This is a genomic window from Pseudomonas sp. PS01270 (genome assembly GCF_029959775.1).
GTDB lineage: Bacteria > Pseudomonadota > Gammaproteobacteria > Pseudomonadales > Pseudomonadaceae > Aquipseudomonas > Aquipseudomonas atacamensis.
Genome location: NZ_JASCPT010000136.1, coordinates 1 through 14,657, shown reverse-complemented (window position 1 = coordinate 14,657; position 14,657 = coordinate 1). Strand labels below are relative to the sequence as shown.

The following is a 14,657-nucleotide window of genomic DNA, read 5'->3' as shown; positions in this document are numbered from 1 at the left end:
GCCGAAGGCTGCGATCTTTTGATCTTGGTCTGTTGATCTTTCACAAGCAGATCAAAAGATCGCAGCCTTCGGCAGCTCCTACAGGGGATTGCGGACGCGTCAGATACGGAACTGCCCGACCAGCTTGCCCAACCGCTGTCCCAGCTCCGCCAGACTGCGCGACGTCTGCGCGCCCAGTTGCGTTTCATCGGCGACGCTGTCCACCGCCACGGCAATCTGATGCACGCTGCGGTTGATCTCTTCGGCCACCGCCGTCTGCTCTTCCGCTGCGCTGGCGATCTGCGCGTTCATCGAGTTGATCGTCGCGATCAACTGCGCCATGGCATCCAGCGATGCACCGGCCTGATTGGCTTGCTGCGAAGTACCGTCGCCGGCCTCGCTGGAACGCCGCATCGCTTCGACCGCCTGCTGCGTGCCCGCTTGCAAGCGGTCGATCATGCCCTGGATTTCCTGGGTGCTGATCTGCGTGCGGCTGGCCAGCGCGCGCACTTCGTCGGCGACCACCGCAAAGCCACGCCCGGCCTCACCGGCACGTGCCGCTTCGATCGCGGCATTGAGCGCCAGCAGGTTGGTCTGTTCGGCAATCGAACGAATCACCCCAAGCACGCCGACAATCGAACTGACGTCCTGCTGCAAGCTGTCCAGCGACACGCCGCTGTTGCGGATGTCGTCGACCAGCGCATGAATCTGTTTGATGCTGCCCGCCACCACACGCTTGGCGCTCTGGCCTTCTTCGTCGGTCTGCTGAGCGGCGACGGCGGCGTTTTGCGCGCTCTTGGCGACTTCCTGGGCGGCGGCGGACATTTCGTTGATCGCCGTGGCGACCTGATCGGTTTCGTGGCGCTGACGCTCCATAGCCTGATCGGAACGCTGCGCCTGTTCCGAGACCTGGGTGACCAGCCCGGTGAGTTGCGTGGTCATCTCGGTGATCTGCCGCACCAGGCCATGGATCTTGTCGACGAAACGGTTGAACGAGCCGGCCAGTTCGCCAAGTTCGTCCTGGCTGGTGATGTTCAGGCGCCGGGTCAGGTCGCCCTCGCCCGCCGCGATGTCGTCGAGGTTGGCTTTCATCAGGGTCAGCGGACGCAGAATGGTGTTGGCCAGCAGCATGCCCGCTGCCGCGATCACCAGCAGCACCAGCACCGCGACGCCGACAATGCTCAGCACCACGCCTTGCACGCGCTCCTGCACTTGCGCCTCGACCTGCGCCACTTGTGCTTCGATGCCGTCGAGGTTCACCGAAGTACCGACCGCCATGTCCCACTTCGGCAGGTATTCGGTGTAGCCGAGTTTCGGCACCAGCACCTTGGCGTTGCCCGGCAGCGGCGAGCTGTATTGCAGATAGTGAGTGCCGTCCTTGGCCACTTTGACCAGGCCGAGGTTGACGTAGACGCCGTTCGGATCGCGGTTGTCCTTGAAGCTTTTGCCCACGCCGTCGGGGTCGTTGGCCTTGAACAGGCGCACGGTCTCGGAGTCGTAGCCGAAGAAGTAGCCGTCCTTGCCGTAGCGGATGCCCGAAAGCAATTTGATCGCCTGCGCCCGCGCCGCGTCGTCGCCCGGTGCGGCGGCGTCGTACAGCGGTTTGATCGTGGTCATGGCCACGGCGACGTAACTTTGCAGGGTGGCCTTGGCGTCGCTGAGCAGCCGCTCGCGGGTCTGTTCGACCTCCTTGCGCGCCTGTTCCTGGAGGATGAACAGCGTGGTCACGCTGATGACCAGCGCAAAGAGCAGCACCGGCAGAACGGCAAGGGACAGGACTTTAGCCTTGAGACTCAGGCGCATCGGGGGACTCACTCTTTTGATTTTGTTGGCGTGGTTAAAGGCTTTAACGGCACGCCGGAGCAAAAGTTGAGTCTTGAAACATCGCCGCCCCCCTGTGGGAGCGAGCCTGCTCGCGAAAGCGTTGGCTCAGCAACCTGTGTGTCGACTGACACGACGCCTTCGCGAGCAGGCTCGCTCCCACATGGGGCAGTTGTGGATTCTTACAGAACCATCGCCGCCACCCAGCCAAACACCAGCAGCGGCAGGTTGTAGTGCAGGAAGGTCGGTACGACGGTGTCCCAGATGTGGTGATGCTGGCCGTCGATGTTCAGGCCGGAGGTCGGGCCGAGGGTCGAGTCCGAGGCCGGCGAACCGGCATCGCCCAGCGCACCGGCAGTGCCAACGATGCAGACGATGGCGATCGGGCTGAAGCCCAGTTGCACGCACAACGGCACGAAAATCGCTGCGAGAATCGGCACGGTGGAAAACGACGAACCGATGCCCATGGTCACCAGCAAGCCCACCAGCAGCATCAACAAAGCCCCGACGCCTCTGCTGTGATTGATCCAGGCTGCCGACGATTCGACCAGCGTCTGCACCTGCCCGGTGGCCTTCATCACTTCGGCAAAACCTGAGGCGGCGATCATGATGAAGCCGATCATCGCCATCATCTTCATGCCTTCGGTGAACAGATCATCGGTCTCGCGCCATTTGACGATGCCCGACACCGAGAAAATCAGAAACCCGACCAGAGCGCCGATAATCATCGAGTCCAAGAGCAACTGCACCACGAATGCCGAAGCAATGGCCACACCGGCGATCATCAGGCTCAGCGGGTTGTAGTGCACCGCCGTCTGCTCGACCTGTTCGATCTTCGCCAGGTCATACACGCGCTTCTTGCGGTAGCTGATGAACGCCATCGCCAGGCCGAAGACCATGCCCAGCGCCGGAATGCCCATGGCGTGGGTGACATTGATGCCGCTGATGTCGACGCCGCTGCGGGCGACGTTGGCGAGCAGGATTTCGTTGAGGAAGATGTTGCCGAAGCCCACCGGCAGGAACATGTACGGGGTGATCAGGCCGAAGGTCATGACACAGGCGATCAGACGGCGATCGAGTTGCAGCTTGGTCAGTACATATAGAAGTGGCGGCACCAGCAGCGGAATGAATGCGATGTGGATCGGCAGGATGTTCTGCGAAGCAATCGCCACCACCCACAGCAGCCCGATCAGCAGCCATTTGACGTTACCGCCGCCGGTTGCGTGCTGCCGATCCACCATGGCCAGGGCCTTATCGGCCAGCGCATGGGCCAGACCGGATTTGGCAATCGCTACGGCGAACGCGCCGAGCAAGGCGTAGGACAACGCCACGGTCGCGCCGCCGCCCAGGCCGCTGTTGAACGCCTTGAGTGTTGCGTCGATGCCCAGACCGCCGGTCAGGCCACCGACCAGCGCCCCGACGATCAGCGCGATCACCACATGCACGCGCGACAGGCTGAGGATCAGCATGACGCCGACGGCTGCTATGACTGCATTCATTTCACTACCTCAAAAAACACTGCGGGTGAAAACACACCGCCAGACAGGATGAGTCCGCCCGGGGTTGGCCGGCGGAGGTGTACAGAGGGTCTTGTTAGAGGGCGCGCACTGTGCCGCAGAGTGGCGGCGGTGTCAAAGCCCCGTGGCGAGGGGATTGATCGTTCCCACGCTCTGCGTGGGAATGCAGCCCGGGACGCTCCGCGTCCCTTCCAGAGCCGAACGCGGAGCGTCCGTTGAGGCATTCCTTTGCTGCGCGTGGGAACGATCATAACCCTATACGCAAATGTCACGACTGCTTCGCAGCCGAACGGGGATAAATCCCCTCGCCACAGGACCACAGGACTACAGGACTACAGGACTGCAGGACTGCAGGACCACAGGCCCCGCATGCGGCAATCGGTCATATTGCGCTCACGGCATAAAGAAAGCCGAAACGCGGCCGCTACAGTGCAAAGTCTCAGATATTTATCGGATAAGGATGTTTTCCATGTCGCTCAGACAACTTTCCATCCAGTGGAAAATCACCCTGCTCGCCGGCCTCTGCCTGGCCGGTATCGTGACCCTGTTGGTCGGTCTTTCGCTGTATCGCATGGAACACAGCTCGGCGCTGGTCAAGGCCTCGAGCATGGAGATGCTCACCGAATCGGCGCAGGCGCGGATCGAGTCGCAAGGCGAAGTGCAGGCCGCCGGCATTCGTCAGCAGTTCATGGACGCCTATCAGTACGGCCACGGCTTCTCGCGGCAGGTACTGTTTTTGCGTGAGCAGGCCGAGAAGCGTTTTCTCGATGCCTTCGACCTGCGCGAGGACATGACCCGTCAGGTCAAATCCGCGCTGCAAGCCAACCCGGACCTGCTCGGCCTGTCGCTGGTGTTCGAAGCCAACGCGCTGGACGGCAAGGACGAACTGTTCGCCGATCAGGCTGAACTGGGCAGCAACGACAAGGGCCGTTTCGCCCTGTACTGGTCGCAGCCGACCCCGGGCAAAGTCACCTCGATGGCGCTGCCGGAAAGCGACATGAGCGACACCAGCACCGGCCCCAGCGGTCAGGCCGCCAACGCCTGGTTCACCTGCCCGCGCACCACGCTCAAACCGTGCGTGATCGAGCCGTACTTCTATGTCATCGACGGCCACAAAGTGCTGATGACCAGTATCGTCTTCCCGCTGCAGGTCAACGGCAAAGTCATCGCCTCGCTGTCGGTCGACATCAATCTCAACAGCCTGCAAGCGATCAGCCAGAACGCCAGCCGCAAACTTTATGACGGTCAGACCGCCGTCAGTATCGTCAGCCCCGCCGGCCTGCTCGCCGGTTACAGCCCGGATGCCGGCAAACTCAGCCAGCGTCTGGATGCGGTGGATCAGGCCAGCGGCAGCGAGTTGCTGCGCTTGCTCGCCGAGAGCACTGGCGTGAGCAGCCTGCACAGCAATGGCCAGTTGAAAGTGCTGTCGCCGTTCCAGCCGATTCCCGACGGACCGGCATGGGGCGTGTTGCTCGATGTGCCGGAGCAAGTCCTGGTCAGCCGCGCCGAAGCGCTCAAACAGCAACTGGATGCGAGCAATACCTCGGGCACACTGATCGAACTGAGCCTCGGCCTGCTCGCCGCGCTGATCGGCCTGCTGCTGGTGTGGCTGATGGCGCGCAGCGTGACCAAGCCGATTCTCGGTGTGGCGCACATGCTTGAAGACATCGCCAGCGGCGAAGGCGACCTGACCCGGCGTCTGGCCTATGACAAGCAGGACGAACTGGGCCAATTGGCCGGTTGGTTCAACAAGTTCCTCGACAAGTTGCAGCCGATCATCGCCGAAGTGAAACGCTCGGTGCAGGACGCGCGCAACACTGCCGACCAGTCCTCAGCCATCGCCACCCAGACCAGCGCCGGCATGGAGCAGCAATACCGTCAGGTCGATCAGGTCGCCACCGCGTCCCACGAAATGAGCGCCACTGCCCAGGACGTTGCGCGCAGTGCTGCGCAGGCCGCCGAAGCTGCCAAGGACGCCGACCGCGCCACCCGTCAGGGCCTGACCGTGATCGACCGCACCACCGCAAGCATCGACACCCTCGCCGCTGACATGAGCGCAGCGATGGTTCAGGTCGAAGGCCTGGCCGCCAACAGTGAGAAGATCGGCACGGTGCTGGAAACCATCCGCGCCATCGCCGAGCAGACCAACCTGCTCGCTCTCAACGCCGCCATCGAAGCCGCCCGCGCCGGTGAGGCCGGACGCGGTTTTGCCGTGGTCGCCGACGAAGTTCGCAACCTTGCGCGCCGCACTCAGGAGTCGGTGGAGGAAACCCGCCAGGTCATCGAGCAATTGCAGAACGGCACGCAGGAAGTGGTCGGTTCGATGGGCAACAGCCATCGTCAGGCCCAGGGCAGCGTTGAGCAGGTGGGACAGGCGGTGACGGCGCTGCGGCAGATCGGCGATGCGGTGACGGTGATCAGCGACATGAACCTGCAAATCGCCAGTGCTGCCGAAGAGCAGAGCGCGGTGGCTGAGGAGATCAACAACAACGTGGCGACGATTCGCGATGTGACCGAATCGCTGTCCGGGCAGGCGAATGAATCGGCGCGAGTCAGCCAGTCGCTCAACAGCCTGGCGAATCAGCAACAGCGGTTGATGGATCAGTTTCGCGTTTGATGCACAAGTGCGGGGTGTCAGTTCCAATCCCCCCTCACCCCAGCCCTCTCCCCCCAAGGGGGGCGAGGGGGAAAGGGAGCCGATCTTCATGCCATCCAAGTCCTGAGTTCGACTCGGATTTCAAGTGGGTGCATCTCTCAAGAACAACACAATCAGTCCCCTCTCCCTCTGGGAGAGGGTTAGGGTGAGGGCTTTTCAAGGGCTCACCGCCGAGGCAGTTCAATCACCACTTTCAACCCGCCCCACTCGCTTTCGCCCAGCACCAGCAAGCCACCCCACGTATCGACGATATCCCGCACGATCCCAAGGCCGAGCCCATGCCCGTGGGTCTGCTCATCCAGCCGCGTGCCACGGCTGAACACCTGAGACCGCTGCTCTTCGGGAATCCCCGGGCCGTCATCTTCCACGCTCAGGGCAAAGCCGTCAGACATTTCGATCACACTCAAGCGCACCTCGGCATCGGCCCATTTGCAGGCGTTGTCGAGCAGGTTGCCGAGCAGTTCGAGCAAATCCTCGCGGTCCCACGGCAGTTGCAAGCCCGGCGGTGCGACGTAACTCAAGGCCAGATGCTCGCCGTGAATCATGTTCAGCGTCGCCAGCAACCCCGGCAACTCGGCATCGCAATCGAACAACGCACCGGGCAGCGCATCCCCGGATAACCGCGCGCGATTGAGTTCGCGATTGAGGCGCTGCTGCACCTGCTCCAGTTGTTCCTTGAGAATCCTGCGCAGCTCGGGATGGTCATCGAGCTTGTCGCTGGAGGCCAGGCTGAGCAGCACCGCCAACGGGGTTTTCAGCGCGTGGCCGAGGTTGCCCAAGGCGTTGCGCGAGCGCTTGAGGCTGTCTTCGGTGTGGGCGAGCAAATGGTTGATCTGCGCCACCAGCGGTTCCAGTTCCACCGGCACCTGATCGTCGAGTTGCGAGCGCTGGCCCTGTTGCAACTGAGCGATCTGCTCGCGCGCGCGCTCCAGCGGTTTCAGCGCGCGGCGCACGGTCAGGCGTTGCAGGAACAGGATCAACAGCAACGCCGCCAGCCCCAGGCCGAGGCCGATCTGGCGCATGCGCTGGAAGCTGTCGCTGACCGGCGTGTAATCCTGGGCGACGCTGATCGAGATCGACTGACCGAGGCGCCGATAGTCCGAGCGCAATATCAGCAAGCGTTGCCCGCCCGGGCCCAGTTGCAGGTTGCTGTGCAGCCCCGGGTGTTGCAGCAGCGGCAGTTCCTGATCCCACAGCGAGCGCGAACGCCAGTGGCTGTCGGAAAAATCGATGCGAAAGTAATGCCCGGAAAACGGCCGCTGATAGGCCGGCGACAGATGCCGCTCATCCAGTTGCAGACCTTGCGGGCCGCGCACCAGCGCTACCAGCAGGCTCTCGCTGTCGTTGCGCAGGCCGGCTTCGAGGTAGCGCTGCAAACCGACTTCGAACAACCACAGGCTGGTTTGCGCCAGTACCAGACCGACGATCACCATCACACTGATCAAACCCAGGCTCAAACGGCGCTGGATTGATCTCATGAAGCTTGCCCGCCGAACAGGTAACCCTGGCCGCGACGGGTTTCGATCACGCTTTTGCCGAGCTTGCGCCGCAGGTGATTGACGTGGACTTCGAGGACGTTGGAGTCACGCTCGGTCTCACCGTCGTAGAGGTGTTCGGCGAGGTGGCTTTTCGAGAGGATCTGTTCCGGGTGCAGCATGAAATAGCGCAGAAGACGGAATTCAGCGGCGGTCAGCTGGATGTCGGCGCCGTCGCGAACCACGCACTGACGGCCTTCGTCCAGAAGCAGGCCGGCGGCTTGCAGGGTCGGCTGGTTGGCCTGGCCCTTGGAGCGACGCAACAGTGACTGAATACGCAGGTACAGCTCTTCCGGATGGAACGGCTTGGTCAGGTAATCGTCAGCGCCGGCTTTCAGACCTTCGATACGCTCGGCCCAGGAATCACGCGCGGTGAGGATCAGCACCGGAATCGCCAGACCGGCGGCGCGCCACTGCGCCAGCACGTCCAGCCCCGGCACGCCGGGCAGGCCGAGGTCGAGGATGATCAGGTCATAGGGCTCGCTGCTGCCCTGATACACCGCATCGCGGCCATCGGCCAGCCAATCCACCGCGTAGCCTTGGCGTTGCAGGCCGGCGAGCAATTCGTCGGCCAACGGTACGTGGTCTTCCACCAGAAGCAAACGCATCGATCAATCTTCCTTGTCTTTGACTAACTCGCCGGTATCGGCCTTCAGGTGCAGTTCGCGCGCCACGCCTTCGACCGTCAGCAATTCGACTTCGTAAATGTACACGTCGTGTTTTTCTTCCAGCTCGACTTCCAGTAGTTTGGCGCCGGGGTAGCGATCCATGGCCTGCTGCAGCACTTGCTCCAGCGGCAGGATCACGCCATCGCGACGCAGGGCCAGCGCCTCGTCCTGATCGAGGTCGCGAGCCATGGCCGTACTGCACAACAACACCAGCGCCAGCGCCGTCAGGCGGGTGGCGCGACTATTCAGCTTCATTACGTATCCTGATGATCCCTGAGCACTTCACCATCGACCGCGTTCAACTCCAGATCCCACTTCAGCCCTTTCGGGTCGCGCAGTTCGATCTGGTAAATGAACTTGCCGTACTCTTCCTCCAGCTCGGTTTCGGTGATTTCCGAACCGGGGTGTTTTTCCAGGGCGATGGCGTTGAGCTTCTCGAAGGAGACGATAGTACCAGCGTCGCGCAAACGAAGCGCCTCGTCAGGCCCGAGATCGCGCGCCAGCGCAGTGTTGGCGCCAAGGCCGAGGATCGAGGCAGTGGTCAGGGCAGTCAGGGTTTTCATGGGTGTCTCCGAATTCTTATATGTTGCTTACGGTGGGCACCATAGCGGGATCAACTTAACTGAAACTGAATGGCCATCATTGTGCCCCTCAGTCCGATCGTTCCCACGCTCCGCGTGGGAATGCCTCAAGGGACGCTCCGCGTTCCCATGGGACGCAGAGCGTCCCCGGTTGCATTCCCACGCAGAGCGCGGGAACGATCTGTACGCCGTCGTCGCGGGCCCTCCCACAGGATTCGGCGGTGTGCTTATAATTCCCAGCTTGCTAACGATCGAGACCGGTATGACCGCCATCCACATCAAGTTTCCCGCCCTCACCCTCAAGGCCGGCCCACGGGCCATGGCGCGGATTCGTGCGCAGGGATTGCACGCCGCAGACGTCGGCACCCTGCCCGGTGCGGCCGGTGGGCCGAAGGCGTTGGGAATTCAGGGGCTCGATCTGGCGTTGTTCGGCGAGTGGCTGCCGAGTGCGCCGCGTGAGCGTTCGCTGATCGGCGCCTCGGTGGGTTCCTGGCGCTTCGCCAGCGCCTGCCTGCCGGACGCCGCCGAGGGCATTCGCCGCCTCGGCCAGCTCTACGCCGAGCAGCATTTCAACAAAGGCGTGAGCATGGCCGAGATCAGCCAGAGCTCGCAGCGCATGCTCAATGATCTGCTCGACGGCCGCGATGCGAGCATCATCGAGAACGCCGATTACCGCTTGAACATCATGGTGGTGAAAAGCCAGGGCCGCCTCGCTGAAGACCATCGCGGGCGCCTCGGTCTGGCACTGGGTTCAGTGATCGCCGACAACCTGCGCGGTCGTGCACGGCTGTCGCGGCACTTCGAGCGGCTGATCATCCACGATCCGCGCCTGGCGCCGCCGCTTGATGCCTTGACCGATTTCCCCTCGCGCTTCGTTGCCCTCAACACCGGCAACCTGCGCCAGGCCCTGCTCGCTTCCGGATCGATCCCGATGGTCATGGAAGGCGTACGCGACTTGCCCGGCGCCGGCGCGGGTACGTTCCGTGACGGCGGTTTGCTCGACTACCACCTCGACCTGCCCTACAGCGGCGACGGTATCGTGCTCTATCCGCACTTCACCGATCGAGTGATTCCCGGCTGGTTCGACAAGACCCTGCCATGGCGCCGCGCTTCGGTGCAGCGTCTGCAAGATGTGCTGCTGGTCGCGCCGTCGAAGGAATATCTGGCGCGCCTGCCCTACGGCAAACTGCCCGACCGTAACGACTTCAAACGCTTTATGGGCGATGCGCCGAGCCGGCAGAAATACTGGCATACGGCGATGGACGAGAGCCGCCGACTGGGCGACGAATTTCTCGAACTGACGGCCAACGGTCGCCTCGCCGAGCGCTTGCTGACCCTTTAGTCAGCACGGCCAAAGACAAGCTGATAAACTCGCCGCCTGCCCGAATCGCTGCGGCGAACGCCATCTGAACAGAGCCGAAAATACCGTGGAAATCTTCAAAGAGTTTACTTTCGAATCCGCCCACCGCCTGCCGCACGTCCCGGACGGCCACAAGTGCGGACGCCTGCACGGTCACTCGTTCAAGGTCGCGCTGCACCTGAGCGGCGACCTCGATCCGCACACTGGCTGGATTCGCGATTTCTCCGAGATCAAAGCGATTTTCAAGCCGCTGTATGAGCGCCTCGACCACAACTACCTGAACGACATTCCCGGCCTGGAAAACCCGACCAGCGAAGTGCTGGCCAAATTCATCTGGAATGAGATAAAGCCATTGCTGCCGGAACTCAGCGCGATCCGCATTCATGAGACGTGCACCAGCGGCTGCATCTATCGCGGCGAATAGCAACAAAGATCTCCTGCCAAAGCCATCGCCGCTGCCCTCATGCGTTTCTTCTGACCCAACATTATTCCCCCTGACACCGATCGTTCCCACGCTCTGCGTGGGAATGCCTCAACGGACGATCCGCGTTCGGCTTTGGAATGGGACGCGGAGCGTCCTGGGCTGCATTCCCACGCAGAGCGTGGGAACGATCAGAGAGGACAGCCCCACGACGGCTCGCTCCCACATTGGGCTCCTGGTGCATTCAGTGCACTGCTTTCGCGCTGAAAACCCCAGTCGCGTCTCCACATTCGGTCACTTGCCCCGCTTGGCACGACCGCTGCAACCCTTCTGCGTCTTCCCCTTCCAGCAAGGACTGCCCCATGACGCAGAACGCCTCCGGCAACGATTACCCGCTCAGTGAAGTCCCCATGCACGCGCGCAAAGGCCTGGCCTCGACGGCGATGGTGTTACTGGGCTTCACGTTTTTCACTGCGACCATGTTTGCCGGCGGCAAGCTCGGCGTCGCGTTCGGTTTCGCCGAGATGATGGCGGTGATCATTGTTGGCAATCTGCTGCTGGGCCTTTACGCCGCAGGGCTGGGTTACATCGCCTTCAAGAGCGGCCTCAATTCGGTGCTGATGGGCCGTTTCTGTTTTGGCGAAGTCGGCAGCAAGCTCAGCGATCTGATTCTCGGCTTCACCCAGATTGGCTGGTACGCCTGGGGCACGGCGACGGCAGCGGTGGTGATCGGCAAGTATTTCAATCTCGATGAAACCACCGTGCTGGTCCTGATGGTGCTGTTCGGTCTGGGTTTCTGCGCTACGGCGTACATCGGTTATCGCGGACTGGAGATTCTCTCGTACATCGCGGTGCCGGCGATGATGTTGCTGCTGATGCTGTCGATGTGGGCAGCGACCGTGAAAGTCGGCGGTTTCGAAGGCTTGCTCAGCGTTGTGCCGAGCGGTTCGCTGGACTGGTCGACGGCGATCACCCTGGTCTTCGGCACCTTCGTCAGCGGCGCGACCCAAGCCACCAACTGGACGCGATTTTCGCGCTCGGCAAAAGTGGCAGTGCTGGCCAGCCTGATCGGTTTTTTCATCGGCAACGGCCTGATGGTGCTGATCGGCGCGTATGGCGCGATCGTCTATCAACAGCCGGATGTGGTTGAAGTGCTGCTGTTGCAGGGCTTCGCCATGGCCGCGATGGCCATGCTGTTGCTGAACATCTGGAGTACGCAGGACAACACCATCTACAACTTCGCCGTGGCCGGCTGCAACCTGCTGCGGACCGGTCGGCGCAAGACTGTGACCCTGGGCGGCGCGGTGATCGGCACCCTGCTCGCCCTGCTCGGCATGTACGACATGCTGGTGCCGTATCTCATCCTGCTCGGCACGGTGATTCCGCCGATTGGCGGGGTGATCATGGCTGACTTCTTCTACCGCTGGCGCGGGCACTATCCGCGTCTGGCCGACGCACGGTTGCCGGCGTTCAACTGGCCGGGACTCGGGGCCTACGGGGTGGGCACCGTCGCTGCGTTCAGTTCGCCCTGGGTCGCGCCGCTGGTAGGGATCGCCGCTGCCGCGCTAACGTATGTCATCGTCACCGGTATGCTCGGCGCCCGTCGCGTCAGCGCACCACTACAAGACCTATAAAAGGATTTGCCTGATGCACATCATCAACGCCCGCCTGCGCAACCAGGAAGGCCTGCACGAATTGCACCTTGAAGACGGCCTGATCCACAGCATCGCCCGTCAGACCGAAGCGCCGACCCTCGGCCCGGATGACCTCGATGCCGGCGGCAATCTGGTGGTGCCGCCCTTCGTCGAGCCGCACATCCACCTCGACGCCACCCTCACCGCTGGCGAGCCGCGCTGGAACATGAGCGGTACGTTGTTCGAGGGCATCGAATGCTGGGGCGAGCGCAAGGTCACCATCACCGAAGAAGACACCAAGACCCGTGCCAAGAAGACCATTCAGGCGCTGGCCGCCCACGGCATTCAGCACGTGCGCACCCACGTCGATGTCACCGACCCGCAACTCACCGCGCTCAAAGCCATGCTCGAAGTGCGCGAGGAAAGCCGTCACCTGATCGACCTGCAGATTGTCGCGTTCCCGCAGGAAGGCATCGAGTCATTCCGTAACGGGCGTGAGCTGATGGAAGAAGCGATCCGCATGGGCGCTGACGTGGTCGGCGGCATTCCGCATTTCGAATACACCCGCGATCAGGGCGTCAGCTCGGTGAAGTTTCTGATGGACCTGGCCGAGCGCACCGGCTGCCTGGTCGATGTGCATTGCGACGAGACCGACGATCCGCATTCACGTTTCCTCGAAGTGCTTGCCGAAGAAGCGCGCAGCCGCGACATGGGCGCCCGCGTCACCGCCAGCCACACCACGGCGATGGGCTCTTATGACAACGCCTACTGCGCCAAACTGTTCCGCCTGCTCGGCCATTCCGGGATCAGTTTTGTCTCCTGCCCGACCGAAAGCATTCATCTGCAAGGACGTTTCGACAACTTCCCGAAACGCCGAGGCGTGACCCGCGTCAACGAACTGCTCGAAGCCGGCATGAACGTGTGTTTCGGTCAGGATTCGATCGTCGACCCGTGGTATCCGCTGGGTAACGGCAACATCCTGCGCGTGCTCGAAGCCGGTCTGCATATCTGCCACATGCTCGGTTATCGCAACCTGCAAAGCGCGCTGGATCTGGTCACCGACAACAGCGCCAAAGCCATGCACCTGGGCGAGCGCTACGGACTGGAACAGGGTCGCCCGGCGAACCTGCTGATTCTCTCGGCGGACAGCGACTACGAAGTGATCCGCAGCCAAGGCCTGCCGCTGTATTCGATTCGCGGCGGCAAGGTGTTGATGAAGCGGCAGATGCCGGTGGTGGAGTTCAGCTGAGATTGCGCTGGGGCTGATGGCCTCATCGCGGGCAAGCCAGGCTTCCACAGGTTTTGTGTTGAGCACATGATTGGGCCCTCATGCAAAACCTGTGGGAGCCTGGCTTGCCAGCGATGGCGTCAACCGAGTCAATCCATCAACCGCGCCGTGCCAAACAATCTGACGCGCAGCAACTCCCTTCCCGAGACCTCAAGCAAAACCGGTGCGGTGCCACCCGGCATGACCACCTGCACTTCTCCCGCCTCGACCCAACCCACCCGCCACGCGGCACACGCGACCGCACTGGCGCTGGTGCCGGATGACGCGGTTGGTCCTTCACCACGTTCGAATACCCGGGCGAGGATTTGCTGCGGCGACACCAGCACGGCCCATTGCAGATTGACGCCCGCCGGGCAGGGATTACCGGCACCGTTGGGCATGGCATAGGCAATTGCCGCCAGCCTCTCGTTCAGCGGTGATTCACCCATCTGTTTGTTGCTCGGCAAAGCGGACGCATCGCCGAGCAGCGTTACACAGTGCGGATTGCCGATACGGACGAATTGGCTGTGTGCCCAGTCAGGATTGAGTTGCGCCAAGGGCTGGACATGGCTGACGTCGCGATTGTTGAACTGAGCGTTTTCAACCGTCTGCGCACCCACAGCCTCCGGGCCGAAGCCAGGCTGACCGAGGTCGAGCCAGAAACCGCGCACGCCTTCGACTTCGGCCGGTGTCACCGCGGTTCCCAGCGCTTCGCCCTTGTCATGATGAACGCGCAACACTGCGCCCTGCTCCGCCATCAAGCCTTGCTCGGTCAATGCCTGAGAAAAAATCGTCAGGCCGTTACCGCTGCGCTCGGCGAGGCTGCCGTCGGTGTTGACGATCAGTACATCGAACGGCGCAGATGCCTGAAACGGGCCGATCAGCAGGCCGTCGCTGCGGTGGGGTTTGCTGTTCGCCGGGCGCTGGCCGTCGGGCCAATCGCAGCACAGAGCGATGGCGGCTTCGCTCCAGTGTTGCCGAGATGCGGCGCACTCGGTGGCGCTGGCCGGCAAAGCAATCCCGGCCTCGCGCAAGTTTTCGGGCGAGACCACAGCGTAGATATTGCCGCGTGCGTCGTAGAAGCTCGTCATTGCCGACCGTTTCCCTTCGTATTGATGAACGCCACTCTAATGACTAACACAGATCCTGTGGGAGCGAGCTTGCTCGCGAATGCGGTGTGTCAGCAGACAGGTCGATATCTGACCTATCGCATTCGCG

The 14,657-nt window shown here is 62.3% G+C and carries 12 protein-coding genes; 5 read left to right on the top strand and 7 right to left on the bottom strand.

What is annotated here, in order from left to right; genetic code table 11:
- Positions 1-99 precede the first annotated feature (99 nt).
- Together QMX86_RS24310 and QMX86_RS24305 are read right to left on the bottom strand one after the other, a co-directional pair.
- Positions 100-1,782, bottom strand: a complete 1,683-nt coding sequence (locus tag QMX86_RS24310) for a methyl-accepting chemotaxis protein (protein WP_016775408.1) — start codon at positions 1,780-1,782, stop codon at positions 100-102.
- A 200-nt stretch (positions 1,783-1,982) separates the two neighbouring features.
- Positions 1,983-3,299, bottom strand: a complete 1,317-nt coding sequence (locus QMX86_RS24305; protein WP_122703632.1) for a Na+/H+ antiporter NhaC family protein — start codon at positions 3,297-3,299, stop codon at positions 1,983-1,985.
- A 487-nt stretch (positions 3,300-3,786) separates the two neighbouring features.
- On the opposite strand from QMX86_RS24305, the gene QMX86_RS24300 reads away from it, so the two are divergent.
- Entirely contained in the window at positions 3,787-5,934 is a 2,148-nt protein-coding gene (locus tag QMX86_RS24300; RefSeq protein ID WP_282387064.1) for a methyl-accepting chemotaxis protein, read from the top strand.
- A 203-nt stretch (positions 5,935-6,137) separates the two neighbouring features.
- Here the strand turns inward: QMX86_RS24300 and QMX86_RS24295 are convergent, their stop codons facing one another.
- The 4 genes from QMX86_RS24295 to QMX86_RS24280 are packed head-to-tail and all read right to left on the bottom strand — an operon-like array spanning position 6,138 to position 8,739.
- Positions 6,138-7,451, bottom strand: coding sequence for a sensor histidine kinase (locus tag QMX86_RS24295; protein WP_282387065.1), 1,314 nt, complete (start codon positions 7,449-7,451; stop codon positions 6,138-6,140).
- The gene (locus QMX86_RS24290) at positions 7,448-8,116 is read right to left on the bottom strand and encodes a response regulator transcription factor (protein ID WP_282387066.1); all 669 of its coding nucleotides are present in this window, start codon (positions 8,114-8,116) and stop codon (positions 7,448-7,450) included. The genes QMX86_RS24295 and QMX86_RS24290 overlap by 4 nt, the downstream gene beginning before the upstream one ends.
- A gap of 3 nt (positions 8,117-8,119) precedes the next feature.
- Positions 8,120-8,431, bottom strand: coding sequence for a PepSY domain-containing protein (locus tag QMX86_RS24285; protein WP_016775413.1), 312 nt, complete (start codon positions 8,429-8,431; stop codon positions 8,120-8,122).
- Complete coding sequence (locus QMX86_RS24280; RefSeq protein WP_016775414.1) at positions 8,431-8,739, bottom strand: PepSY domain-containing protein; 309 nt, start codon at positions 8,737-8,739, stop codon at positions 8,431-8,433. The genes QMX86_RS24285 and QMX86_RS24280 overlap by 1 nt, the downstream gene beginning before the upstream one ends.
- A gap of 280 nt (positions 8,740-9,019) precedes the next feature.
- Here QMX86_RS24280 and QMX86_RS24275 point away from each other — a divergent pair, with 280 nt between their 5' ends.
- From QMX86_RS24275 to codA, 4 genes are all read left to right on the top strand, one after another.
- The gene (locus QMX86_RS24275; protein WP_282387067.1) at positions 9,020-10,099 is read left to right on the top strand and encodes a patatin-like phospholipase family protein; all 1,080 of its coding nucleotides are present in this window, start codon (positions 9,020-9,022) and stop codon (positions 10,097-10,099) included.
- Positions 10,100-10,184: 85 nt separating this feature from the next.
- The gene (gene queD / locus QMX86_RS24270) at positions 10,185-10,541 is read left to right on the top strand and encodes a 6-carboxytetrahydropterin synthase QueD (RefSeq protein ID WP_282387068.1); all 357 of its coding nucleotides are present in this window, start codon (positions 10,185-10,187) and stop codon (positions 10,539-10,541) included.
- 359 nt (positions 10,542-10,900) lie between these two features.
- Complete coding sequence (codB, locus tag QMX86_RS24265; RefSeq protein ID WP_071172996.1) at positions 10,901-12,172, top strand: cytosine permease; 1,272 nt, start codon at positions 10,901-10,903, stop codon at positions 12,170-12,172.
- Positions 12,173-12,185: 13 nt separating this feature from the next.
- Positions 12,186-13,421 carry a cytosine deaminase gene (gene codA / locus QMX86_RS24260; RefSeq protein WP_071172997.1) on the top strand — a complete coding sequence of 412 codons (1,236 nt, stop codon included), beginning with the start codon at positions 12,186-12,188 and terminating at the stop codon, positions 13,419-13,421.
- Between the two features lie 128 nt (positions 13,422-13,549).
- Here codA and QMX86_RS24255 read toward each other — a convergent pair whose 3' ends face one another.
- Complete coding sequence (locus QMX86_RS24255; RefSeq protein ID WP_282387970.1) at positions 13,550-14,530, bottom strand: diaminopimelate epimerase; 981 nt, start codon at positions 14,528-14,530, stop codon at positions 13,550-13,552.
- Positions 14,531-14,657 lie beyond the last annotated feature (127 nt).

What these genes read in the sequence shown, in the direction of transcription:
- QMX86_RS24255 (WP_282387970.1), bottom strand. Translation starts at nt 14,530, where the DNA reads ATGACGAGCTTCTACGACGCACGCGGCAATATCTACGCTGTGGTCTCG.
- QMX86_RS24280 (WP_016775414.1), bottom strand. Translation starts at nt 8,739, where the DNA reads ATGAAAACCCTGACTGCCCTGACCACTGCCTCGATCCTCGGCCTTGGC.
- codA (WP_071172997.1), top strand. Translation starts at nt 12,186, where the DNA reads ATGCACATCATCAACGCCCGCCTGCGCAACCAGGAAGGCCTGCACGAA.
- QMX86_RS24300 (WP_282387064.1), top strand. Translation starts at nt 3,787, where the DNA reads ATGTCGCTCAGACAACTTTCCATCCAGTGGAAAATCACCCTGCTCGCC.
- QMX86_RS24295 (WP_282387065.1), bottom strand. Translation starts at nt 7,451, where the DNA reads ATGAGATCAATCCAGCGCCGTTTGAGCCTGGGTTTGATCAGTGTGATG.
- QMX86_RS24290 (WP_282387066.1), bottom strand. Translation starts at nt 8,116, where the DNA reads ATGCGTTTGCTTCTGGTGGAAGACCACGTACCGTTGGCCGACGAATTG.
- QMX86_RS24285 (WP_016775413.1), bottom strand. Translation starts at nt 8,431, where the DNA reads ATGAAGCTGAATAGTCGCGCCACCCGCCTGACGGCGCTGGCGCTGGTG.
- codB (WP_071172996.1), top strand. Translation starts at nt 10,901, where the DNA reads ATGACGCAGAACGCCTCCGGCAACGATTACCCGCTCAGTGAAGTCCCC.
- QMX86_RS24305 (WP_122703632.1), bottom strand. Translation starts at nt 3,299, where the DNA reads ATGAATGCAGTCATAGCAGCCGTCGGCGTCATGCTGATCCTCAGCCTG.
- QMX86_RS24275 (WP_282387067.1), top strand. Translation starts at nt 9,020, where the DNA reads ATGACCGCCATCCACATCAAGTTTCCCGCCCTCACCCTCAAGGCCGGC.
- QMX86_RS24310 (WP_016775408.1), bottom strand. Translation starts at nt 1,782, where the DNA reads ATGCGCCTGAGTCTCAAGGCTAAAGTCCTGTCCCTTGCCGTTCTGCCG.